We start from the raw sequence: 24,065 nt of genomic DNA on the forward strand, positions 1-24,065 counted from the left end.
TCCCATGGCGATGTGCTTCGCTTTTCTGTCTGGGATCTTGGTTTTACATTTATTGCAGATATACTATAACACTTGTTTTAGCACTCGTCAAGCCAGAGTGCTAACATTTTACAAATATTTTATTCATAATTTTTTCTTACTTCGTCCGCTCCCATATAGATCACATTTTTCTGCGGTGAAATACCACTCTTTTGGAACAGATCCCTTACTGTGACAAATTCATATCCCTGTTCTTTTAATGCCGGAATAATTGTCTTTATCGCTTCAACCGTCTGCACATTATCTTCCATGTCGTGCAGCAAGATAATAAATCCCGGCTTTGCATCATGAAGAATCCGGTTTATCCGTTCCTGTGCTGTCACGGAAGGTTCCCAGTCCTCGCATCCATATCCGCAGATAAAATAAAGATCGATCAGATCATACATTTTCTGGTTATAGCTGATGTATGGCGGTCTGAAAAACTTTGGTTGTTCCCCGGTAATACGCACGATCTGTTCTGTCGTATAACTGACTTCGTCTAAAATTTCCTGTTCCTTAAGTTCCGGCATCCCCGGATGTGTCCTGGAATGATTCTCGATCGAACATCCCATCTCATATGCCCGTCTCACAAGATATTCGGACTTTTCCGTAATCTTCTGCCCGATCAGGAAAAAACTTGCCACAACCTGATTTGCTTCCAATACATCCAGAACCTGATCCGTGATCCCCGGCGTCGGTCCGTCATCAAAGGTCAATGCCACTAATTTTTTCTCCACCATACCAATCTCCTTTTACAATACACTTTTTTTAGAAAAGCAGAGCAATCCCGTGTACTAAAAATGCTGCGATCCACGCAACCAGACACTGCCAGATGATCACGCCTGCCACCCATTTTCTGCCAAGTTCGCGCCGGATTGCTGCAAGTGCCGCAACACAAGGCGTATAGAGCAGACTAAACACCAGAAGAGACGCTGCGGCCGCATTTGACAATGCTGCATGTACATTACCGTTAAATAAGATCTCAAGTGTAGAGATCACGCTCTCCTTTGCCATCACACCGCTGATCAGGGAAGTGCAGATACGCCAGTCCCCAAGTCCTAACGGAGCAAATAATGGAACTAATCCATTCGAAATCAGTGCAAGCATGCTGTCTTTCGAATCATATACAATATTAAAATGAATATCAAATTTCTGCAAGAACCAGATGCAGATCGTTGCAAGGAAAATAACCGTAAATGCTTTCTGCAAAAAGTCTTTTGCTTTTTCCCACAAAAGCTGCATGACATTTTTTAACCCCGGCAGACGGTAATTCGGCAATTCCATGACAAACGGAACAGCATCACCGCGAAACAGTGTCTTGCGGTAAAGCAGTGCGACTAAAATACCAATTACGATTCCCCCCAGATACAGTGCGCACATCACAAGTGCTCCATATTCCGGGAAAAATGCACTGACAAAAAACGCATAGATCGGCAGTTTTGCCGAACAGCTCATAAACGGTGTCAGTAAGATCGTCATTTTGCGGTCACGCTCACTTGGCAGTGTACGAGTTGCCATTACTGCCGGAACCGTACAGCCAAAACCGATCAGCATCGGAACGATACTTCTTCCAGAGAGTCCGATCTTTCGTAATAACTTATCCATAAAAAATGCAACACGGGCAATATATCCACTGTCCTCCATCAGAGACAGGAAGAAAAACAGCGTCACAACGATCGGAAGAAAACTTAAAATGCTTCCAACTCCTGTAAAAATACCATCAATTATAAGGTCATGCAACACTTCATTGACACCTGCAGCAGAAAGGAGCTGATCCACTGCTGCTGTCAGCGCATCAATCCCCATCTGTAAAAGATTCTGTAGTCCCGCTCCTATTACATGAAACGTAAGATAAAACACGATCAGCATGATACCGATAAAACAAGGGATTGCCGTATATTTTCCGGTCAGGATACGGTCAATTTTCTCGCTTCGTATCCTTTCCCTGCTCTCTTTGGGTTTTACTACTGTCTTTTCACAGACTTTTTCAATAAAGGTAAAACGCATATCTGCGATCGCTGCACTCCGGTCAAGTCCACGCTCTTTTTCCATCTGAACGATCAGATGTTCGATCGCCTCTTTTTCATTTTCATCCAGATGCAGTTTTTCTAAGATCAGATGATCCCCTTCAATGATTTTCGAAGCTGCAAAACGGATCGGTATCTGCGCTTCTTTCGCATGGTCCTCGATCAGATGCGAAACTGCATGGATACAGCGGTGCACGGCTCCTCCAAAGTCACTCTCATCACAAAAATCCTGCCTTCCCGGACGTTCCTGATATTTTGCAATGTGAAGCGCATGACGTACCAGCTCATCTACACCTTCATTTTTTGCCGCTGAGATCGGGACAACCGGCACACCAAGCATTGCCTCCATGCCGTTGACATCCACAGAACCAGAGTTTCCGGTCATCTCATCCATCATATTTAATGCAATGACCATCGGAATATCCATCTCCAAAAGCTGCATGGTCAGGTACAGATTGCGCTCGATGTTGGTTGCATCGATAATATTGATCATCGCTTTCGGCTTATCTTCAAGCACAAAATTTCTCGAAACGATCTCCTCACTGCTGTATGGTGACATTGAATAAATGCCTGGCAGATCGGTTACCGACGTGTTTGGATGACCTTTTATCGCTCCGTCTTTCCTGTCGACCGTCACTCCCGGAAAATTGCCTATATGCTGGTTAGAACCGGTCAACTGGTTAAACAGTGTTGTCTTTCCGCAGTTCTGGTTCCCGACAAGTGCATAGGTCAGCTTTTCCTGCTCCGGCAGCGGCTTTCCGTCTCCCTTCACATGGTACTTTCCTTCTTCCCCAAGTCCCGGATGTACCGATTTGTTGATATTTTTTGCGCCCTCATGTCTGCGCGAACGCTCACTGATCAGTTCAATCTCAATCTGCTCTGCATCCGAAAGCCGCAGTGTCAGCTCATATCCATGAATCTGCAGCTCCATCGGATCTCCCATAGGTGCAAATTTGATAACCGTAACTTCTGCCCCCGGTATTACTCCCATATCCAGAAAATGCTGTCTTAGTGCCCCTTCTCCCCCGACTACTTTGATCACAGCACTTTTTCCGATTTCTAACTCTTTTAGCGTCATTTTTCTTTATCCTTTGTATTGATATTGATAATCTTTATCGATTATACACTTATTCCATGGAAAAATATAGTACAATTTTTCCACGAAAAATATAGTACAATTTTTCCACGAAAAATATAGTACAATTTTTCCAGAAAAAATATAGTACAATTTCCCCCAAAAAATATAGTACAATTTCCCCCAAAAAATATAGTACAATTTCCCCCAAAAAATACAGTGCCGTGTTTCAGAAAAAATACAGTGCCATTTTCTCATGAAAAATATTTTATAACAAGTAGAAAAACTATGACTAAGGTGCTAGAATAACTTTCGTAAAAATAAATTTTTACAAGCAGGAATAGGAATTTTTATGAAAACAAATACATCCATTACTCATTTATACAGCAACCAGGATCTGCGGAAACTTTTAGTTCCGATCATTGTAGAGCAGCTGCTTTCCTCCCTGATGGGAACTGCCGATACAATGATGGTCAGCAATGTCGGATCTACAGCTATTTCTGCAGTATCTCTCGTAGATTCCATCAATATCTTAGTGATCCAGGCACTCTCCGCACTCGCGGCAGGAGGTGCGATCCTCTGTTCCCAGTATCTTGGAAGCAGCAATAAAAAAGCCGCCAATGAATCTGCCAGACAGGTACTCTTTGTCATGACTGTTTTATCGGTGACCTTATCCGTCATCTGCCTTTTGTTCCGCGGTCCACTACTCCGTGCAATCTTCGGTGCCGTAGAAGCAGATGTTATGGAAAACTCACAGATTTATTTTCTGTTCACGCTGTTGTCCTTTCCTTTTATCGGATTATATGACGCCGGTGCTTCGATCATGCGTGCACAGAATAACAGCAGGGAACCGATGATCATTTCCATCATATCCAACTTTTTAAACATCGGTGGAAATGCCCTTTTGATCTTTGTTTTCGGAATGGGCGTGGAAGGTGCTGCAATTTCAACTCTTGCATCCCGTATTTTCTGCGCTATTGTCGTGATCTATAAGCTGCGCAGTGAAGATGAGCCAATCTTTATTAAAAATTATGCCTCCATCCGTCCTGATTTTTCTCTCATAAAGAAAATACTGTTCATCGGTATCCCATCCGGAATCGAGAACAGTATGTTTCAGTTCGGTAAACTCGCCATCCAGTCCACAGTTTCCACCCTTGGAACCGTCGCGATCGCAGCACAGGCAATGACAAATATTCTGGAAAATCTAAACGGTGTCGCCGCGATCGGTATCGGTATCGGTCTGATGACCGTAGTCGGTCAGTGTCTCGGTGCCGGCAGAAAAGATGAAGTCATCTATTACATTAAAAAGCTGTCCTGGCTTGCCCAAGCAGCGATCGTGATCAGTTGTCTTACCGTGCTCGCACTGACGAAACCGATCACCCTCTTAGGCGGTATGGAAGCAGAAAGTGCCAGCCTTTGTTTTAAAATGGTCATTTTTATCACGATCACAAAACCAATCTCCTGGGTGCTTTCTTTTATCCCCGCATATGGAATGCGTGCAGCCGGAGATGTAAAATTCTCCATGATCACTTCCTGCTGCACGATGTGGCTGTGCCGTGTAAGCCTCTGCATTTATCTCTGCCGTGTATGGGGCTTTGGACCGATCGCCGTCTGGATCGGTATGTTTGCCGACTGGACGATCCGTGGAATTGTATTTTCACTCCGCTTCCACGGAAGAAAATGGTTAAACCATCACATTATTGATTAGGCAAAAGCCTGTCTGATGCTGTCATAATGGAGGAATTTTCCTTCTTCCCCAAGTTTTTTAATCTCCTCCGTGGAAGCAAACATATACCCATCTGTTTCTTCCTCCTGGAGTCTGATGTCCGACTCATCAAAATCTGCGGAAAAACGGTATACATCCACAAAATAGTTATCTCCTTCTCCCGGATTATCCCTGCGGTAGGTAAACAGATATCCACCGTCCCACGCAGAGACATCCAGTCCGGTTTCCTCCTTAATCTCCCGAAGTACCGCGGTCTTAGAATCCTCTCCCGCCATCGCAGCACCACCGGAAACTTCCCAGCAGCCCGGTGCCCATGCTTTTGTCATAACACGCTTCGTGATCAGGAAACGCCCATCCGTTCTTTTTATCACGCCAAGTACGGTAAGATGATATTCGCCATCTTTTAAGCACCAGTCATTTCGTTTCATCGTTCTGCCTGTGCGCTCTTTCTTCTCATTATAAATATCCCATAATTCGTATTTTTCTGCCATTCGTATCTTCCTCATTTCCTATTTTTTCAAACTGTTGTGTGATAGTTCCTTGCACTGTCACACATTAGCACAGCAAAGTGTTCTTATTTCTATTATAATCAAAAATATGTTTTCGGCAACTGATTTTAAAAAAACATTCCCTGCAGCAGATAAAAAAGACCGCTTAATAAAAATGCAACACCTAAGAAAAATGTAAACAGATCTTCCATCTGAAAATTTTTCCGCAGATAACATAGTTTTTTTGGATTTTCCTCATTGATCCGGATCACATAAGTTTTTCCTTTTTCCAGTGAACTTTTTTCTCTGCGTGAAAGCCGCTCCATCGTACACTGGCGAAATTTTTCTTCATGATAGACATAAGAAAACACCGCATATGTTCTGACATGATCCCCTGTTTTCTTTGTCACAGTCCGCTCAAACACTGCTTCAACAGGTACTTTACAACGGATGCGCCTTCTCCATTTGCCAAATCCGATCCGTATTAACAGTATCCCGTATGCTATTCCTGTTATCCCCAGTAACATAAATCCTATATTCATACTGGTCTCCATTCCACAACTTCTGGTTTCAATCCGGCAGACTCTGTGCCACGCAGAGTGCTCCCCATCCAAACACCGGATTGGGATAGTACTGCATCGCAGGAAGTCTCCTTGCCCCCTTGATCAGATATGCTTTCATTTTTTCACCATACAGATACAGATCATTTTTATTCACGATTCCCCACTGCATCAGCAGTGCTGCCCCACCTGACACAAAGGGAGTTGCCATCGATGTCCCACTCCTTACCACATACCCGCCCCCCGGTGCACAGGAAGTAATATCCACACCAGGTGCCACAAGATCCGGTTTGACCTGATTTGTCTCACGCGTATAACCACGCCCTGAAAACGCTGCTGCGCGGTCAAAATAGCCATCGTAGGCTCCAACTGTGATCACCCGCGCTGCTGTCGATGGAATGGTTAAAGTCGTTTCCACCGACGGCAGCACAAATCCGGTACCTTCATTTAAAACACCGCCTGCCGGCAGCCACATATCATAATTTCCAACTGCGATTTTCTGTGGCAGCAACTGTATTGTCCAGATACCACTGTCAATAAAATCGTCTGTCGGAAGCAGTTCAAAATAAATTTCCTGATAAGGACTGTACGGACTCGGTTCCCCATAATAAAGCAAAACATCTGTATTCCCCAGCCGGAAACGCTGTGGCCCTAAAATCTGCTGGATCGGTCCGGCTTTGCTTCCGTCAGGATGAATTAAAGAAACTGCAATCTCATCCGCGTAATTTTTCCAGATCTGCAGATTCAGTGATATTTCATATCCGCTCACTGCAACCTCAACTTCTTCCGTAACATTTTCGCGCAGGGTTCCTGCTGCATGCACCGCCGATGCCCCTTCATTCCCGCTGCCGGTAATAATTGATGTGCGCCAGTAATCTGCCATATCATCAAGATAACTTTCCAGCAGGGAATTGCCGGAATGTGAACCATAATTATTTCCAAAACTTAAGTTTAAAACGACAGGCATCCCATACTCCTGTGCTTTTCTGATACAGTAATCTACCGCCTGCATCAGTTCTGTCGTTCTTGGAAAAGACCGCTCACCCGGTGTTCCTAATTTAACGATCAGAAGCGGACTCTCATATGCTACTCCCCTGTACCGTCCCTGCGAGGCTATACCATTTCCGGCTGCAATCCCCGTCACATGGGTGCCGTGTCCTGAAATATCACGGCTGGGACATACCGCATACCGCTCTCTTTCCGTCGTCTGCTCTAATGCACGGTTTATCACTTCCTGCGGAAATTCTGTTCCAAGAAAATACCCTGCCGGGGCCTCTAAAAATGACTGTTCCGCGTTTTCTTCAGACAATGGATCTGCCACACTGCCTGCTGGAATCGTCTGATCCCAGAGATCTAAGATTCTGGTCGTTCCGTCCGCATTCCGGAAATCAGGATGTGCATAATCAATCCCGGAATCGATCACTGCCACGATTACGCCGGTTCCACTTAAATCATTCCTTCCGGCTGTTCCTCCCTGCATCTGTCCGGTCTGCAGAGGATTGATGCACGACACACGTCTGCCATTATTCACTGCAAAAAACAAAAGTTTCGGTTTCTCCATATATTCGATCTCTGTCAGCGCCGCCACCAGCTCCACAATGTGCTCCGGCAAAAGCAGGATCGCATACTCATTCCGCAGATTCGTAATTTTTATCCGGTCGTATTCCTTTGGAAAATTTTGTGCAAGCAGTCTTTTTAACGATTCCTCCGTTCCTCCAAACTTCACGATCACTTCCCATGTTCGTTCCTCCTTGTCGTATCCTGTATCAAGATCTAACGACTTTTCGCGTTCCTGCTCTGTCGCATCGAGTGCAAGATTCAACAGATTTTCTATTTTCTCATTGGACATAAAAATCCCCCGCGATCGCACTCCTTTACTTATTAGAAATGCGGCTGCGGGGGATTTTATGACTTATTGTTTTTATTTTTAAAATTCTACCGACTTATTATTGTTTTTTAATGCATGATATAACTCTGCATGTGTCAGATATATGTATGGTTCTACATAAAATACCAGAAGAATACCGACTGTGCAGATGCCTAACAATGTCCAGCCGATAAATGAAAGATCTAAAACAAATGCATTCCATTTATTTCCATCCATCATCCGCTTACTCTCTGCAAATGCTTCCTGTCTGGTCATTTCCGGATGCTCTGCTAACAGATATGGGATCATCATATATTCATAACTTTTCACAATACCAGGAATGATAAACAGCAAACTCCAAAGTGCGGTAAACAGTCCGCGAAGGAACATGATCACACCGATATTTGCATATCCGTTTTTAAATCCGTGTGCCAGATCACCTAACTGTGCATTGCCATATTTACAGTTTACAAAGAATTTCTGGCATCCTACCTCAAGCGGATTCCAGATAAAAATACTGAGCAGTATACTGATCACCATGGCAACGAGTACCGCTGCTAAGATAATTCCGATCACGGAAAATAAAACTGCCGGGTCCATGTATGCCATTCCATCCGTTGATGACTTTGCTGAATTTCTGGTAGCTGTCGAACCTGATCCCAAAATAAGCGACAGGATCAACCCAACTAATACCGCTTTCCAGTAATTCGCTTTCAATGCAAGTTTTGCATTGCTTTTTAAATCACTTCTGTTCCACATATTAAACTCCTCCTTAAATAAAAACATTTTTCACTTCGTCAGTTTAACATATTAACGTTTCATTGTCATCATAAACAGCGCAATCTTAAAAAATTTTTAAAAATTTTTCATAAATCTTAATTTTTAAATCAGGCTGCAGTTATACCTCTATCTTTCCTTCTTTCAGCAGTTCAACAAATGCCTCTGACAACTTTGGATCAAACTGTGTTCCCTTGTTACGTTCTAACTCACTGATCGCATAATCTACCGGCATTGCTTCCTTGTAAGAACGCTTTGTTGTCATCGCATCGAACGAATCACACACTGCAAGTATACGTCCAAGCAAAGGGATATCTTCTCCTTTCAGACCTCTCGGATATCCCTTTCCGTCGTATCTCTCATGATGTGATAATACAGCCGGTATCACATAGTTCATATTAGGCAGGAAATGGATCATCTCAATCGAATTTGTGACATGTGTTTTCATGATCTCATATTCCTCAGCATTTAGTCTTCCCTGTTTTTTCAGGATACTTTCCGGAATACCGATTTTCCCGATATCATGAAGCAGTCCCGCCTCTTTTACAATTTCAATATCATCTGGTGAAAGTCCTATTTTCTTTGCAAGCAGAACTGCATAATCCGATACATGACATGAATGCTCAAATGTATACGAATCCTTCGCATCAATTGCTGCAGTCAGTGCATAGATGGTCGGTGCGATCTGTTCATAATGTTTTTCTGCCTTCTGATCCTCGATCTCATCTTCCGTGCGTTCTCCATAAATTTTAATACAGTTCTTTCCATCCCGTTTTGCATAAAAATTTGCACGTTCTGCCTGACTGAGCAGCTCATCCTCTCCGGAAGCTGTATCCGGATAAAATGCAATACCGATACTTGCAGTGACCGGCTGGAGTACATCCGGCTTTTCCTTATCCTCGATCAGGAAATTCTTCTGTATTTTCTGTGCGATCAACGAAACTTCTCTCTTTTCCCCCGAATTGATCAAAACAACATATTCATTTGATCCAAACCGGAACGTTTCTCCCTGACATCCTACCGTATTCTCTATGATATGCCCGCACCATTTTAAGATACGGTCTCCACACTCTTCTCCATACAGCTCGTTAAAGAGCTTAAAATCATCCAGATCAAGATACAAAAGAGCCACCGGCTGTCCCACTTTCCAGTTTTCCATCAGAAATTTTTTAAAATATCCCCGGTTATAAAGTCCTGTCAGTTCATCATGGATCGATATCTGGTATACTTCCTGATATGTACGGATATTTTTCAGACATACACTGGCATATAATCCAATTCTCCAATAGTAATCTCTCTCTAAATAATTGAGTCTGGTCCGCCTTTCGAGTTTTATATAAATAAACCCCTGTATCTCATTGTCATACTTCATCAGGGAAATCTCAGAACGTTCGCCTATTCCCGGTTCCTCCAGCATAGCTGCGATCTCATCCTGTTCTTCCTGCCCCGGCATCTGTCCACTGCCTGTTTTTGCGAGTGTAAATTTATTTTCATTTCTGGTAAAGATAAAAACATCAATTACCGGAAACATCTCATTTACCACACCGATCATTTTATCAAACAGTTCTTCCTGCCGAAATACGGATGCCGACTCATTCTGAAAACAACGCAATACTTCAATCTGTTTTCTGTTCTGTCCCTGCATGACTCCTTCTGCCATTTTTCTTGCCAGATAAAATATAAACAACGACCATCCCATAAATCCAAGCACGATCACTATGATCTTCTGCTGCATTTCCGGCAATACACTGCCAAGATACCTCTGTGCATTATGATTAAAATTAAATACCGGGAGAAGGCTGACTGCCAGTGCAACAGAATAGATGCATCCGATCACGATACGGTTTGACAGATCAAACAGATACTTGTGCCACATGATATACAACAGACACAACGCCATAAAAATGCCACCGAGCATATCGTAAGGGAACTGATTGCCCGGCAGTGCATCCAAAAGATTGCCGGTCAAAACCAAAACTGTCCCAAGCAGCAAAGGAAATAATTTCTTTCGTTTTTCCAGTTTATTGCCGATCGCCCTGTGTGCCAGAACGGTCGCATATACGATCACGCCTGCCTCCACAACTGCCAACAGATAACTTCCCCATGATATATGATAAGTATATCCTATACTTCCATCCGCATATCTGACGATATCCGGTTCCGGGATAAATACCTCTGTAGCAATATTGATCCCCATTGCTGCTGCAGTAGCGATACAAAATCCGATCAGGAATCCATTCTTTCTGATCTCCAGCATATAAAATAAAAAGGCATACATAAAAATCGGCACCGTCAACAGTCCGAATACCGACACATGAAACCAGAACCGTATTCCAGGCATGATCTGCATGCGCATCATTACCATGCCGCCTGTCCATATCAGGCAGGATAAAAGAATCTGTCTGAAATACCTGACTGCTTTTGCATCCGCCGCATTCAGGAAGGAAAAGAATATAAACAGGAAGCAGAAAAACGCTCCGATCGGAACTCCAATATATAAACTATCCAGCGTCAAAGCCGTTTCCTCCAAATTAAAAAAATTAACTTATTAAGTATAACATACTCCAATATATAATTCCAAGTTTTTCCGGGAAATCCGACTGTTTTTATCATTTTTTGGATAGCAATTTATCATAAATATAATGGGTCTGCATATACTAACAGGGAATAAATCTGTTTTCAAAAAATGGAGTGAACTTATGTGCGGAATTGCAGGATTTTGCAGTCTGAAACGCTGTTATACTGACAGACAGTCCTTTTGGGAGAATGTACTGATCTCCATGCATCAAAAACTGATACACCGTGGCGGCGACGCTTCCGGTATCTATCTGGCACCGCATGCCGGCCTGTCACATCAGAGACTTTCCATCCGTGATATTACGCACGGTGCCCAGCCTATGATACGCCACCACAACGGTGCTGATTATGCTATCGCCTACAACGGAGAAATCTATAATACCGATGAACTGATACCAGAACTTACCGCTGCAGGATTTGACTTTCTTACAACCTCTGATACAGAAGTGATCTTATATGCCTATATGCATTTCGGTGCTTCCTTTGTCTCTCACTTAAACGGAATTTTTGCTTTTGCCATCTGGGATGGTGCCACCGGACAGCTTTTACTCTATCGCGACAGGGTAGGAACAAAACCTCTTTTTTATTCTGTAAAAGACAACGAACTGGTTTTTGCTTCCGAACCCAAAGCCTTATTTTGTTTTCCGGATCTGACACCTTCCATCGACAAAAACAGCTTAAGGGAACTGCTTGCGGTTGGTCCTGCACGCACACCCGGCTATGGGATTTTCCGCGGCATCTGCGAAGTTCTGCCCGGTCATTACATGTGTTTTAACACCTCCGGTCTTTCCGACACCATCTACTGGGATCTGAAATGTCTGCCTCATACGGACTCCTATAAAGATACAGTAGCACATGTATCTTTCCTCATACGCGATACTGTAAAACGGCAGATGGTATCCGATGTACCGGTCTGTACATTTTTATCCGGCGGCATTGATTCAAGCATCGTTACTGCCCTTGCCGCATCTTACCAGAGCGCACATGACAAAACCCTAAATACTTTTTCCTTCGATTTTACGGAAAATGATATTTATTTCCAGTCCAATTCCTTTCAGCCGGAACGCGATCTTCCATATGTAAACTGCATGTTAAAGCATTGTAAAACAAACCATACCTATCTGGAATGTACACAGGAAACACTTGCCGACATGCTCTATACTGCCGTAGATGCGAAAGATATGCCTGGTATGACGGACGTGGATGCCTCTTTGCTTTATTTTTGTTCACTCGTAAAAAAACAGAACAAGGTAACACTGACCGGAGAATGTGCTGACGAAATTTTTGGCGGCTATCCATGGTTTTACCGCAAAGAGCTGATGCATCAGGACGGTTTTCCATGGTCTGCAGATACAAATGCCCGTACTGTTTTTCTTGCCGATGATGTCGTAAAGAATCTTGATCTTTCTTCTTATTCCCATGCCAGATACGAAGAATCTTTAAAAAAGACACCACATCTTCCGGACGAAACTGCCGAAGAATACAGACGCAGAGAGATCGCCTACCTGAATATCAAATGGTTTATGCAGACACTGCTCGACCGCATGGACCGCACCAGTATGTATTCCGGTCTTGAAGCGAGGGTTCCATTTGCTGACCATCGCATTATCGATTATGTATACAACGTCCCCTGGGAAATGAAATACCAGGGCGGTGTAGAAAAATCCCTTTTACGCGATGCCTTCTGTGATCTTCTGCCGCCTGAACTGCTGCACCGCAAAAAAAGTCCTTACCCCAAGACCTATCATCCGGGTTATGAAAAAATTCTGATCTCACGAATGACGGATATTTTAGCGGACAGCAATGCTCCCATTCTTCCGCTTATTGACAAAAAGAAAGTTAAAAAATTTATGGAATCTCCAAAAGAATATGGAAAGCCCTGGTTTGGACAGCTCATGGCAGGTCCCCAGCTTTTAGCTTACTTTATACAGCTAAATTACTGGATGGAAAAATATCATCTTTCCATATAAAAAATGGCTTGAAAAGTCTTTTATTTTTGACTTTTCAAGCCATTTTCCAATTCATGTAACAAAATATTTCAGAATTTCTGCACATCATTGTCCGGAAACTTTCTCCGGTATACCGCACATACCAGCACCGCGATCAGTGTTCCTGTGACCATTCCGGCAAGAACGTCCGTCGGATAATGAACCCCGACATAAAGCCTTGAGAACATGATCAGGAATGCGAGGATCAGAGCCGGTACTCCGATCTTTCGCGGACATGTGAGAAAAATAACAACTGCTGCCGCAAACGAACTGCCGGTATGACCAGATGGAAATGACAGATCCTTCTGCGCTTCTATGATACGCTGCAATCCATCCACTGCTTCATAAGGTCTTGTTCTGGCAACCAGATTTTTGAGAATAAGGTTATTAATGATCAAAGATCCAATCAGTGAACACGTCATAAGCAGCCCGGTCTTTCGCATCTTTTTTAAAAGCAGAAACAAAACTGTGAGTGCGATCCAGATCCATCCGGCGTCTCCCAAATGTGTGATAAATTTCATCACAGGTGTCAGCATATCATTTCTCACATGCTCCTGTATCCATAATAAAATATTGCCATCTAAATGTAACAAAGCATCCATCTTATGTATTACCCCATTTTTTTACATTTTTACGAATATTTTACTTTTCTACTGTGGTCCCGTCAATACTTTATTGAGCAGATCAGCAAGCGGCACCATTGCATTTTTTGCTTCTTCGAGTGTATTCGTCTGTGCCCCAACCTCAATCAGGAGCGTTTTCGGGCAATAGTGCATATTGTAGCGGTACCCTTTCAGGTAAATTCTTCTGGTAAATCCCGGATAATATTCCGCCGCCTTTAGCTGCATCTGAAACGATACCGCCAGATTATCTGCGATATAAGGATTATACAGATATTCGATATCACCTGTTTTCGTCGTACGGCTTAACCCATTAAAAAACATCACCTGTGCCATCTGCACACCGTTTTGTTCTGTCACCAGCCTTGTATTGTCCCCAACGCCGTCACGATGCAGATCGATCACAACCTCAATACTCTGATTCTCCGCTAAAATCTGTTCTAACGCAGGCCCCGCTTTTGCATAAGCATGATCTCTGTCTCCGACATCATACTGCCCCGTGTGGTGGATAACAGAAAAACCATATTTTTGTGTCAGAAGCTCTGTCAGATAATCTCCGACACCCACCACCGTCATGGAAGCATCACCAGGGACAGAATCTGCATATCCTTCCTGTGAATGTGTGTGATAGATCAGAATCTGCGGTGTGGATGCATCATGGCTTAAACGCACATCCTTTCCAAGCAGGGCATCTGCATTAAGCTGTGCGCTCCCGATTGTTGTCGTATTATCTACCTGATAAAAATTCTGGATCAGATAATCAAAATCATCCAGCTTTTCCCTGGCAAACGTGACCACTTTACCATCTGCCACTGCTGCCGCTTCTTTACTGTCTGTATCTTTCAAAGTCTGATCTTGTGCCATGTCTTGTTCTTCCACATTCTCTTTTGTATTCTCAACCTCTTTTTCATCATCTGGCAGGCTCGTACCATCTGCGCTTCCGACAGATGGTATCACTTTCCCAGTCTTTTCATCCACATAGTTTTCATCTGCAGCCTCCCGCGCTAAGATTGTCTCATAAGACAGATCACTCTCGATCTGGGTTTTATATGATTCACTTTCTGTATTGACATCCTCCTCCGAAAAAAGTACACCGATCACTTTTTCCACCAAAGACCACTCATTTTCATCCTTTATGCTGTATGACAGGCCGGGAAGATAAAATTCAAGTACTTTTTCACAACAGCTTTCTGCCCCCTCCTCTCCCAGTTTTGTCAGAAAGGATTTATCTGTCTGTATCAGCAGCGCAATGAAAGCCGATAACAATATCCATAGCCAGACGGCTGCTTTTATTTTTTTCTTTTTTAAGGACCGATAACGATAAGCATACATACTACACTGTATGCTCTTTCAATTTTCATTATGTCAGTACCCCATCCATTTATACCGGCAGCATTTCACCCATAAATGCGATATTGATGCCCTCAGAGATCGTGAAACTTAATCTTTTCACTGACTCATCGATATCTTTTGGTGTCACAAACATCGCATTTAAATTCGGTGAGAGCAGTTCCCTGATCAATTCATATTTTTCCCCATCATTCAGTTCCTTTAACGAATCTCCCAGCTTATCAAAAGCTCTGCTCTGGCTCATAGCTGCGATCAGATTAAACATCGTGTCATTGACGATGGTCGCAGCATCCACAACCGTCGGTATCCCGATTGAGATCACCGGAACCCCTAGACTCTTTTTATTCAGGCCGTGTCTGTGATTTCCAACTCCGCTGCCTGGGTTAATTCCGGTATCTGTAACCTGGATCGTCCGGTTTAACCTTTTGGTACTCCGCGCAGCTAACGCATCAATAACAATGACAATATCCGGTTTTGTCTCATCAATGATCCCGTGAATGATCTCAAGGCTTTCCATCCCCGTCTGTGCCATAACTCCCGGTACGATGCTGCTGATCCGGTTTACATTTTTTTCCCCGAATGCATATTTTCCATACTCTTTTATAATGTGTCTTGTGATAAACAGGTTGTCCACCACACGGGGGCCTAACGCATCCGGTGTAACTTCACGGTTTCCAAGTCCTACAACCAACACTGACATTTCTTCTTTTCTTTCCCGTATCAGCTTACGAATGATCTGTGCAAGCTGCACAGATATCTCTCTGTGGTAATCCTCGTCCTCCTCATCCATATTTCCCGCCTCGATCGTAATATAGGTTCCCTTTGGTTTTCCCATCGTCTTTGCACCGTTTTCTGTTTCAATGACCACTGTGCTGATCGTGATATTTTTATCTATTTTCTCTTCTAAAAATCGGACTCCCTTTAAATCAACATGATCTTCCTGCATTTTTTCCTGCGTTTCAAGTGCTAAATCTGTCCGGATCTGATACATAAATTCCCCCTATATCCCAATGCCCTGCTCCCGGCATCTGTTATCTCTGCCTATATTATTTCAAATCTGTGAAAAAAATATCCATAATTTCTCATTATTTTGCTGTTTTATACTTGACAACAAAAATATACTGACCTATAATATACCAGTATGTTTACATTGAACTGTCCGTGTCCGGCTTTAATGTAACAATCATGAACAATAACGATTACAAATTGGAGGTGTACGGATTGGCTAACATTAAATCTGCAAAGAAAAGAATTTTAGTAACAGAGACAAGAGCTGCTAGAAACAAAGCGATCAGAAGCGAAGTTAAGACTTCTATTAAAAAAGTTGAGGCTGCAGTGGCTGCAAATGATAAAGAGGCTGCAAAAGCTGCTTTAACAGTTGCTATCTCAACCATCGAGAGCGCTTCTTCTAAAGGAATTTACCACAAGAACAATTCTGCTAGAAAAGTTTCCCGTTTAACAAAACTTGTTAACGGATTAGCTTAATTTTTGAAACATAGATAAAACTTATATGTGGTTTTAACCCGACCACATAATAAAAAACACCAGTACCGTCATACTGGTGTTTTTTTGACTTATCTCTTCGTACTGCTGTACTTCATGATAAAAAGTTCCACTGCCATCTGGTCATTCATCCGCCCTGTTTTTACAGACTCTTCTAAATCCACTCCATCATAAAGCGCCATCTTTAACTGTGCCATCGTAAATCCTTTTGCCTGTGAAATATTCTTTTTTACTGCAAACGGAGGTATTCCTGCATTTTTCGCGATTGTCTGGTTGTCCATCCCTCGTCCTGCCATATCACGCACATTCAAAAGGATCTGAAACTGTCTGGTGATCAGAAACATGATACGCATCGGCGGTTCTTTCAACGTCAGAAGATCATAGTAAAGATCCAGTGCTCTGCGTTTGTTATGCTCCGCTATCGCATTGACCATCTCAAATATCTTATTGGTGGTCTGTTCTGTCGTAACTGCCATCACATCTTCCGTTGTGATCACATCTCGATCCAGAGCATAACAGATCAGCTTCTCTAATTCCCTGTCGATATTTCCCATGTCCGTTCCTGTCCTGCTTAAAAATAGCTGCATCACAGAACCGGTGATATTTTTCCCCTCTTTCTTTAGTCTCGTCAGAATCCAGCGTGTCAAAAGTTCCTCACTCTGTGCCGAAAATTCTACGATTTTTCCATTATTTTTAACCGCTTTATACATTTTCGAACGTTTATCTGCTTCCTCCTCCACAAAGATAAAATGTGTCGCTGGTGCCACCTGTGACAGATATTCGGCAAGATCCTCACAGGAACTTTTAAAAAAACCACTGTCCTCGATCAGTATGACTCTTTTATCCGCAAAAAAAGGCAGTGTCTCGGCAAGATCGATCACTTCTTTCGGATTGATATTTTTCCCTTCAAACCTCGTAAAATTCATGGTATCATCCGGCGCTGCCATTGCATTTTTCAGTTTATCTTTGTATTGTTTCTTTAAATATGCTTCCGTTCCATACAACAGATAGATCTGTTTGAAATTTCCGCTCTTAATATCCTCATCAATCGTTTTCATTTTATTCCATCCCTTTTTTACCGTCTCGCTTTATCACAGTATAGCATACATTACCTTACAAATACAAACTGCTTATCCGGCACAAGATATTTTTGTACTGTAAGCGCATGTTTCTTTGACCGTGTCACAGTGATCTGACCATCTTCCATCGTATAAAACAAGGCACTTCCCGTATCTTTTATATTTTCAACCGCTTCTTTGCCCGGATGACCATACCGGTTCTTTTTCGCACAGGAAATAACAGAAATCCGCGGCGATACTGCGTTCAAAAATGATCTTGTATTTGAATATTTTGAGCCATGGTGAGCTGCCTTGTAAAAATCGATATCAGAAACTTTTAACCAGTTTAAAATCTTTTTTTCCTGCATTTCCCCTATATCGCCGGTAAACAGTGCCGAAAAACCTTTTTCCTCATATAATAGCACAAGTGATTCCTCATTTTTATCCGCAGATGTATCACTCCTTTTTTCATCTCCTGCATGGTATTCCGGTGAAATGGCTGTTATCTTTCCTTCTCCAAGGAATAATATATCCTCACGGTTCATTGTACATATATTTGTTCCATGTTCTTTTGCAAGCAAAACCAGCTTCTTATAACTTTCATCCTGTACCATTCCCCTCCAAAATACGAGATTTCTGATCCTGTATCTTTCTTCAAAAAGTTCCGACAGACCGGATATATGATCCTGATCCGTGTGGGATACAAACCAATAATCGATTTCTTTTACACCATTTGACTTTAAATATGGTAAGATGCGGTATTTTCCCACACTCTGCACATCCGTACTTCCACCGTCTATAAAAACATCATATCCCTTGTCCGTATGCAGATAAATTCCGTCACCCTGTCCGACATCAAGCACAGTGAGTTTCATGTCTTTTTGAAATGGTACAAACAAAAAAACAAGCAGACCAAAACCACAGATAAAAGGTGTCCACCCATGTGACTCTTTTTCCTGTCGTTTTGTCACACAGAAAAGTAAAAAAAGTCCTCCAAGCAGCAACAGATAATATAGCACTATTCTTACTGCGGATGGTCTTCCTGTAATTACCATTGCTTTTGGCAGATCCGATGCGATCGTACAGATTTTTTCACAGCCGCTTAAGATCACATGACATGGTAACAATACGATACGTACCATCTTCCATTTCCATCCCATACCGTTGTACATATGCGGCAGGGTTTCTATAGCAGAAACCAGTGATCCCCCGGATAACACTGCCGTCTTTGGTATCACGACACTTCCCAGCAGGCCTCCCGCTATCCCTGATGCCAGCGCAATACCGACAAATGGAAGTACAAGCAGATTTATCAGCATCGCATATACCGGAATTTCAAAAAAGTACCACGCTGTGACCGGCAGTATTACAAGCTGAAGTACGAATCCCATAGCAATTTTCTGTAACAATACATGCCCCTGGTATGCACTTTGAACGATTTTTCCAGCCCAGACCACACCAGATACCGCAATAAACGAAAACTGAAAACCTGCATCACATAGTGCAAACGGCTGTTTCCACAGAATGAGCAGTGCTGCAAAACCCATTGCATTTAACGAATCATAGCTTCGTCCCACTGCCTGTGCCAGCAGAAGAATACAAAACATACTGACTGCCCGGAAAGACGAATATCCCATTCCTGTCATCAGACCATATGAAACCATAAAAACTGCTGCAAAAATTCCCGCTCCCCAGAAACCAAGACTTCTCTTTCGCAAAAAACGGTAAAATGTCATACCGATCATAGATATATGCAGACCTGATATCGCCAGAATATGTGAAATTCCGGACGTACGGTAAAGCTGTTTTATCTCTGCATCCAAAAGATTTTTCTCTCCCAGAAGCATCGTATTTAAAATTCCACCCTCCCGTGCTCCAAGTGCGCACTCATACACACCAGCAAGGTAATATTTCCATCCATACATTGTCTCTGCAATGCGATCCCTTTTTCCGTATGCATTCTTTACATCCACATCATTTACAGCAAATGAGATTCCCCGCGCTTTATAATAAGCCGCCTGATCAAAGTTTCCCTCGTTGCGTGCCCGGTTAAATAATTTTGTTTTTCCATGTAATACAAGCGTTTGTCCGATAGAATATGTGTCGGACTCACAATAGATAATGACGTTTGCAGATACCCTCTGCCATTCTTTGATTTTAAGATCCTGTCTGATCTGACAGGATGACATATAGTATAAGTACTGTTCCTTTTTTTGTTCTTTGCCTGCAATCTTTCCTTTTAAGAAGATTTCTTTTCCATCCTCTAAATACGGCAAATACTGATTTTCTGCCGCCTGCACCGCCCGGCAATGATACCAGCCCAGGGAAAAAAATGCCGCACATAACACCCCCACGCAGCATCGCCGCTTCCAGGCAGGATATCTGTCATTCTCCGGCCGCCCCAGACTATATCCCGCCAGGATTGCCGTCCATAACAAAATTCCAATACATCCGGGCACGATCATCCACGGTTTTCCATATACTGCAATGAAAATACCGCAGATAAACCCGGCCGCCATTTCCAAAAATGGTCTTTTCCCCAATCTACTCCTCCTCTGTTGTTCCTGTCTCCTCCAGTGTAACGACATAATCAAGATTCCTGTCATACATGTCGCTCAATTTAAAATTATCACGGTAAGTGCCACTGGTATCTCCGTTGACTGAGATCTGTACTTTACTGATCGTAGACAATTCTGTCAGGGAATCCACGATTGAATAAATGACAACTGCCTCATTTACCTGATAATCCTGATTTTTAAAGTTTTCATCCAGACTCACATAGCAGACACCATCCACCACTGATACATTGATCAGTTTCGTTCCTGCCGGGATTGCAGACTTCGCCCCCTCTGTCTGTGGTCCCTCCAGAAGCTGTTCCATGATCAGTTTTTCCATTGACACATTGCTGCTGTAATATACGTCACTTCTTGTCTCTTCTACCAGACCATCACCGGCTTCATTTGCAAAATAAAGTTTTAATGTCGTACACTGAATGGAATTAATCTGTTCCCCCGGATTCTCAATAAAGCTGTCCTGATTCATACTTCCGACAATATTGCCTCTGACATCCGTAAGTGGTGCGTCCGCCACATAAAATGATACGCAGTCCACCCCAGGAATCTGCGTCATTGTAAGAACAACTGCTGCCCGGCACAATACCTCCTCCACCTCTGCCATACTGCTGTAATCTGCATCAAAATGAATCGAAAGCATTACACCGTCAAGTGAATAATCGGTAACCTCCACCCCGTTTGGTATCGGTTTACGGTACTCAACATTGTCAGAATCCGAGCTTAACTTTGCTAAAAATTCTTCGATCAAACCTTGCGTATCGGAAGCCTGTGGCTCATAAGGAACATCTACGATTTTTGTTTTTTCTTTATTCAGATATTCAATATGATATTCACTGGCTACCTCATTGTTTCCACATCCTGTCAGCAAAATAACTGCCAGAATAAATCCTGACAACAGGATAATTATTTTTTTATCCATAATCTGACCTTTCATTTTCAATAGATCCAATCTGTTATGAAATATAGTTGAGCGGAATACGAACATTAAAGATCGTTCCCTCTCCCTCTGTACTGAATACCTTGATCGCACCACGATGCATCAGCACTGCATTTCGCGTTATGGCAAGACCAAGTCCTGTTCCACCGATCTCTCTGGAATGTGACTTGTCCACGCGGTAAAAACGTTCATAAATATGTTCTAAGGAATCTTCCGGTATTCCGATTCCGGAATCCTCAACTTTCAGATAAAAATACTGATGATCAGCATTCAGCGAAACATGTACCCAGCCATCTTCTTTGTTATACTTGATCGCATTTTCAATCAGGTTGGTAAAGGCAAGCGTGATCTTGACCTCATCGACATCAGCACTGACCGGTCGGAAACTCTCAAGCACAAGCTCCACTTTCTGCTTATCTGCGATCGGACGCAGGCGTTTTAAAATCTGCTCTAACAATTCATTAATATTAATATTCGTGATATTTAAATCCCCTGCTGCCTTGTCCATCTTGACCAGGGAAAGCAGATCATTGATAATCTTCGTCTCACGATCCACCTCGTTACCGATATCTCCCATAAACTCTTTATAAAGCTCTATCGGAGCATCCTCCATACTGTTGATGGAATCCGCCAGCACCTTCATGGAAGTAAGCGGTGTTTTTAATTCATGCGACACATTCGATACAAATTCCTGTCTCGAATCGTCTAACACCTTCATCCTTCCCAACATTTTATTAAACTTCTCACTGATCATTCTGGTTTCTGTATAATCATTGACAGAAAGTGCATCCTCTCCATAACCTGTCTGAATCTCATCGATCGATTTTGACATCTTATGAAATGGTTTCACCATCTGCCCTGCAATGATCACACTCGCAAAAACAACCGTAAAAATACAGATCAATTCAATAATCCTTGTATTGGTTGCAAGATATTCTAAATTCAGACTGATTGTGTCCGTCGATACACTTACCATCATGACACCGATCACCTGTCTGCTTTCGTTTTCCTGATCTGTGCGCACAAGTGGTATCGTCATCTCAATATAACGATATTTCGAATCATATTTTGTAATCTCTTCTCCATAAAAACTCTTAATGACTTCCTCTGAAATGATCGTCTTTTTTTCATCGAGCTTATAAGTATCTTTCACTACCTGAAACGTGTCGCTGATGATCATGACACGTCCGTCATAAATAGTAGAAAGCTGCTCTAACTGCGCATTGATAGTAGGAGAACCGGAATTTTCCAGATAATCATTTGACACGATCTGATTTGCTAAAATTTTCGCCTGACTTAAGATTTCACTGGTTCGAAGTGAAACAGCCCTGTTTTCATATGAATTCAGCATCCCAATCCGTAACAGAACACACGGTATCACACCTATAAGAATAAGTAAAAGAATCAGCCTGAATCTCAGGCTGTTCAGAAAATCGGTAAATTTTTTTAATTTCGTCATGGCTGCACCTTACTAATTCTGAGAATAATAATATCCAACACCCCATTTGGTATGCACATACTTCGGCTCACTCGGATTACTCTCGATCTTTTCTCTCAGACGTCTCACATGAACATCCACTGTACGCACATCTCCCGGATATTCGTATCCCCACACAAGATTCAAAAGGTTCTCCCTGCCGTAGACTTTGTTTGGGTTATTGACAAGAAGTTCTAACAGATCAAACTCTTTTGCAGTAAGATTCACTTCTTTTCCTAAAATAAAGAGTCTCCTACTCTCACAGTCTAATTTCAGATCTCCCGCTTCTATGACTTTGCTGTCCTCTTTTTTCGGCTGACTTGCTGCTGTACGCCGCATGATCGCCTTAATTCTTGCTTTTACTTCAAGGATATTAAATGGTTTTGTGATATAATCATCTGCGCCATACTCCAGACCTAAGATCTTATCCATGTCATCTCCCTTTGCGGTAAGCATGACGATCGGCATATTAGAAAACTCCCTGATGTGCTGGCATACTTCAAATCCGTCCATCTTCGGAAGCATGATATCAAGCAGCACCATATCATAAGCATTTTCGGTTGCCATTTTTAATGCTTCTTCCCCGTCATATGCGCAGTCTACTTCCATTCCGTCCTGTTCAAGGCTGAACCGGATACCCTTTACAATTAACTTTTCATCATCTACAACAAGAACCTTTTTTGCCATTTTACTTCACCTTTATATTATCTTTTATTCGATTATAAACGCCCTCTTTGATTCCCTCTACCTGCTTGATCTCCTCTATAGAAGAAAAAGCACCATTCTTCTCGCGGTAACGGACAATACTGTCCGCTTTTGCCTGACCAATTCCGGGAAGCGTCATGAGTTCTGCCACAGTTGCAAGATTCAGATCGATCCTGCCGTCTGAATCATTTGCTGTTTCTGCTTTCACGTCATTCTCTGCCCCTTCCCCTGCTTCTTCATCACCAGCCTGCGCTGCCTCTTCCTGTGTCAGGATGCGTATCATCTCTCCGTCCTCAATCTGACGTGCCTGATTGACAGACTCTTCTGCCGCATCCTCCCTCAGACCACCGGCAGCTTCAACCACCTCATAGAGTCTTGCATTCTGTTCCACTTCATAAACACCTGGCACATTTACAGCTCCACATATATACACAAAGCGTTTTTTATCAGCCCCTGCCGTCTGTGTATCATCCGCGTTATTCTCTGTCATAATCTCTGTCGCCGCCACATCCTCGTTCTGCTGTGTTCCAGCCACAGATGTTTCTGTCTGAAAATAGACGTTTTCTCTTTCTCCACATGCTGCTGCCAACAGGCAGAAACATGAAAAACATAGTACTTTTATAATTTTTTTAATCATAAGCATCTCCTTCTCTTATATTAGAAGGAGTCCTCAATGCCCACTCTCTATATTTTAACGAAATTTTTCATTTATTACAAGAGTGTATAAAATTTATTTCAT

19 protein-coding genes are annotated in these 24,065 nt (G+C 42.6%); 3 read left to right on the forward strand and 16 right to left on the reverse strand.

The window, feature by feature from the left end:
- Positions 1-119: 119 nt before the first annotated feature.
- Both ACDD58_RS16565 and feoB read right to left on the reverse strand, forming a co-directional pair.
- The gene (locus tag ACDD58_RS16565; protein ID WP_186899163.1) at positions 120-758 is read right to left on the reverse strand and encodes a polysaccharide deacetylase family protein; all 639 of its coding nucleotides are present in this window, start codon (positions 756-758) and stop codon (positions 120-122) included.
- 28 nt (positions 759-786) lie between these two features.
- Complete coding sequence (feoB, locus tag ACDD58_RS16570; RefSeq protein WP_370778451.1) at positions 787-3,123, reverse strand: ferrous iron transport protein B; 2,337 nt, start codon at positions 3,121-3,123, stop codon at positions 787-789.
- A gap of 349 nt (positions 3,124-3,472) precedes the next feature.
- Here feoB and ACDD58_RS16575 point away from each other — a divergent pair, with 349 nt between their 5' ends.
- Complete coding sequence (locus ACDD58_RS16575; RefSeq protein WP_370778452.1) at positions 3,473-4,828, forward strand: MATE family efflux transporter; 1,356 nt, start codon at positions 3,473-3,475, stop codon at positions 4,826-4,828.
- On the opposite strand, the gene ACDD58_RS16580 is transcribed toward ACDD58_RS16575, so the two are convergent.
- The 5 genes from ACDD58_RS16580 to ACDD58_RS16600 all read right to left on the reverse strand — a co-directional run bounded on the left by ACDD58_RS16580 (position 4,825) and on the right by ACDD58_RS16600 (position 11,053).
- On the reverse strand, positions 4,825-5,337 hold the full coding sequence (locus ACDD58_RS16580; RefSeq protein WP_370778453.1) for an NUDIX domain-containing protein: 513 nt from the start codon (positions 5,335-5,337) through the stop codon (positions 4,825-4,827). The two genes, ACDD58_RS16575 and ACDD58_RS16580, sit on opposite strands and share 4 nt — an antisense overlap.
- Positions 5,338-5,462: 125 nt before the next feature.
- Positions 5,463-5,876 (reverse strand): DUF3592 domain-containing protein, encoded by a 414-nt coding sequence (locus ACDD58_RS16585; protein ID WP_241070701.1) that lies wholly within the window; start codon positions 5,874-5,876, stop codon positions 5,463-5,465.
- 28 nt (positions 5,877-5,904) lie between these two features.
- Entirely contained in the window at positions 5,905-7,743 is a 1,839-nt protein-coding gene (locus ACDD58_RS16590; RefSeq protein ID WP_370778454.1) for a S8 family peptidase, read from the reverse strand.
- A gap of 78 nt (positions 7,744-7,821) precedes the next feature.
- Complete coding sequence (locus tag ACDD58_RS16595) at positions 7,822-8,520, reverse strand: DUF975 family protein (RefSeq protein WP_186899158.1); 699 nt, start codon at positions 8,518-8,520, stop codon at positions 7,822-7,824.
- Between the two features lie 139 nt (positions 8,521-8,659).
- On the reverse strand, positions 8,660-11,053 hold the full coding sequence (locus tag ACDD58_RS16600; RefSeq protein ID WP_158570858.1) for an HD domain-containing phosphohydrolase: 2,394 nt from the start codon (positions 11,051-11,053) through the stop codon (positions 8,660-8,662).
- A gap of 184 nt (positions 11,054-11,237) precedes the next feature.
- On the opposite strand from ACDD58_RS16600, the gene asnB reads away from it, so the two are divergent.
- A complete protein-coding gene (gene asnB / locus ACDD58_RS16605; protein WP_118209524.1) occupies positions 11,238-13,085 on the forward strand; it encodes an asparagine synthase (glutamine-hydrolyzing) in 1,848 nt (615 codons plus the stop codon).
- A 68-nt stretch (positions 13,086-13,153) separates the two neighbouring features.
- On the opposite strand, the gene ACDD58_RS16610 is transcribed toward asnB, so the two are convergent.
- From ACDD58_RS16610 to gpr, 3 genes are read right to left on the reverse strand one after another with little or no spacing between them, the layout of a single operon-like run.
- Positions 13,154-13,705 carry a phosphatase PAP2 family protein gene (locus tag ACDD58_RS16610; RefSeq protein ID WP_117919384.1) on the reverse strand — a complete coding sequence of 184 codons (552 nt, stop codon included), beginning with the start codon at positions 13,703-13,705 and terminating at the stop codon, positions 13,154-13,156.
- A 48-nt stretch (positions 13,706-13,753) separates the two neighbouring features.
- A complete protein-coding gene (gene spoIIP / locus ACDD58_RS16615; RefSeq protein WP_117919386.1) occupies positions 13,754-15,055 on the reverse strand; it encodes a stage II sporulation protein P in 1,302 nt (433 codons plus the stop codon).
- A 49-nt stretch (positions 15,056-15,104) separates the two neighbouring features.
- Positions 15,105-16,064 (reverse strand): GPR endopeptidase, encoded by a 960-nt coding sequence (gene gpr / locus ACDD58_RS16620; RefSeq protein WP_117919388.1) that lies wholly within the window; start codon positions 16,062-16,064, stop codon positions 15,105-15,107.
- 230 nt (positions 16,065-16,294) lie between these two features.
- On the opposite strand from gpr, the gene rpsT reads away from it, so the two are divergent.
- Positions 16,295-16,558 carry a 30S ribosomal protein S20 gene (rpsT, locus tag ACDD58_RS16625; protein ID WP_022112069.1) on the forward strand — a complete coding sequence of 88 codons (264 nt, stop codon included), beginning with the start codon at positions 16,295-16,297 and terminating at the stop codon, positions 16,556-16,558.
- A gap of 89 nt (positions 16,559-16,647) precedes the next feature.
- Here the strand turns inward: rpsT and holA are convergent, their stop codons facing one another.
- Genes holA through ACDD58_RS16655 form a run of 6 tightly spaced genes read right to left on the reverse strand, consistent with a single transcriptional unit; the run spans position 16,648 to position 23,963 of the window.
- Positions 16,648-17,634, reverse strand: coding sequence for a DNA polymerase III subunit delta (gene holA / locus ACDD58_RS16630; RefSeq protein ID WP_117919390.1), 987 nt, complete (start codon positions 17,632-17,634; stop codon positions 16,648-16,650).
- Between the two features lie 50 nt (positions 17,635-17,684).
- Positions 17,685-20,177, reverse strand: a complete 2,493-nt coding sequence (locus ACDD58_RS16635; protein WP_370778455.1) for a DNA internalization-related competence protein ComEC/Rec2 — start codon at positions 20,175-20,177, stop codon at positions 17,685-17,687.
- Between the two features lies 1 nt (position 20,178).
- Positions 20,179-21,126, reverse strand: a complete 948-nt coding sequence (locus ACDD58_RS16640) for a GerMN domain-containing protein (RefSeq protein ID WP_241070703.1) — start codon at positions 21,124-21,126, stop codon at positions 20,179-20,181.
- Positions 21,127-21,160: 34 nt separating this feature from the next.
- Positions 21,161-22,603: a sensor histidine kinase gene (locus tag ACDD58_RS16645; protein WP_370778456.1), complete on the reverse strand. Its 1,443-nt coding sequence runs from the start codon at positions 22,601-22,603 to the stop codon at positions 21,161-21,163.
- Positions 22,604-22,615: 12 nt separating this feature from the next.
- Positions 22,616-23,308, reverse strand: coding sequence for a response regulator transcription factor (locus ACDD58_RS16650; protein WP_006858401.1), 693 nt, complete (start codon positions 23,306-23,308; stop codon positions 22,616-22,618).
- Between the two features lies 1 nt (position 23,309).
- On the reverse strand, positions 23,310-23,963 hold the full coding sequence (locus ACDD58_RS16655; RefSeq protein ID WP_370778457.1) for a helix-hairpin-helix domain-containing protein: 654 nt from the start codon (positions 23,961-23,963) through the stop codon (positions 23,310-23,312).
- Positions 23,964-24,065 lie beyond the last annotated feature (102 nt).

Origin of the sequence: Roseburia sp. (assembly GCF_041325975.1) — a bacterium.
GTDB lineage: Bacteria > Bacillota > Clostridia > Lachnospirales > Lachnospiraceae > Roseburia > Roseburia rectibacter.

Excerpts from the sequence above, each read along its gene's own strand:
- ACDD58_RS16565 (WP_186899163.1), bottom strand. The coding sequence starts at position 758 with ATGGTGGAGAAAAAATTAGTGGCATTGACCTTTGATGACGGACCGACG.
- feoB (WP_370778451.1), bottom strand. The coding sequence starts at position 3,123 with ATGACGCTAAAAGAGTTAGAAATCGGAAAAAGTGCTGTGATCAAAGTA.
- ACDD58_RS16575 (WP_370778452.1), top strand. The coding sequence starts at position 3,473 with ATGAAAACAAATACATCCATTACTCATTTATACAGCAACCAGGATCTG.
- ACDD58_RS16580 (WP_370778453.1), bottom strand. The coding sequence starts at position 5,337 with ATGGCAGAAAAATACGAATTATGGGATATTTATAATGAGAAGAAAGAG.
- ACDD58_RS16585 (WP_241070701.1), bottom strand. The coding sequence starts at position 5,876 with ATGAATATAGGATTTATGTTACTGGGGATAACAGGAATAGCATACGGG.
- ACDD58_RS16590 (WP_370778454.1), bottom strand. The coding sequence starts at position 7,743 with ATGTCCAATGAGAAAATAGAAAATCTGTTGAATCTTGCACTCGATGCG.
- ACDD58_RS16595 (WP_186899158.1), bottom strand. The coding sequence starts at position 8,520 with ATGTGGAACAGAAGTGATTTAAAAAGCAATGCAAAACTTGCATTGAAA.
- asnB (WP_118209524.1), top strand. The coding sequence starts at position 11,238 with ATGTGCGGAATTGCAGGATTTTGCAGTCTGAAACGCTGTTATACTGAC.
- ACDD58_RS16610 (WP_117919384.1), bottom strand. The coding sequence starts at position 13,705 with ATGGATGCTTTGTTACATTTAGATGGCAATATTTTATTATGGATACAG.
- spoIIP (WP_117919386.1), bottom strand. The coding sequence starts at position 15,055 with ATGTATGCTTATCGTTATCGGTCCTTAAAAAAGAAAAAAATAAAAGCA.
- gpr (WP_117919388.1), bottom strand. The coding sequence starts at position 16,064 with ATGTATCAGATCCGGACAGATTTAGCACTTGAAACGCAGGAAAAAATG.
- holA (WP_117919390.1), bottom strand. The coding sequence starts at position 17,634 with ATGAAAACGATTGATGAGGATATTAAGAGCGGAAATTTCAAACAGATC.
- ACDD58_RS16640 (WP_241070703.1), bottom strand. The coding sequence starts at position 21,126 with ATGGATAAAAAAATAATTATCCTGTTGTCAGGATTTATTCTGGCAGTT.
- ACDD58_RS16645 (WP_370778456.1), bottom strand. The coding sequence starts at position 22,603 with ATGACGAAATTAAAAAAATTTACCGATTTTCTGAACAGCCTGAGATTC.
- ACDD58_RS16650 (WP_006858401.1), bottom strand. The coding sequence starts at position 23,308 with ATGGCAAAAAAGGTTCTTGTTGTAGATGATGAAAAGTTAATTGTAAAG.
- ACDD58_RS16655 (WP_370778457.1), bottom strand. The coding sequence starts at position 23,963 with ATGATTAAAAAAATTATAAAAGTACTATGTTTTTCATGTTTCTGCCTG.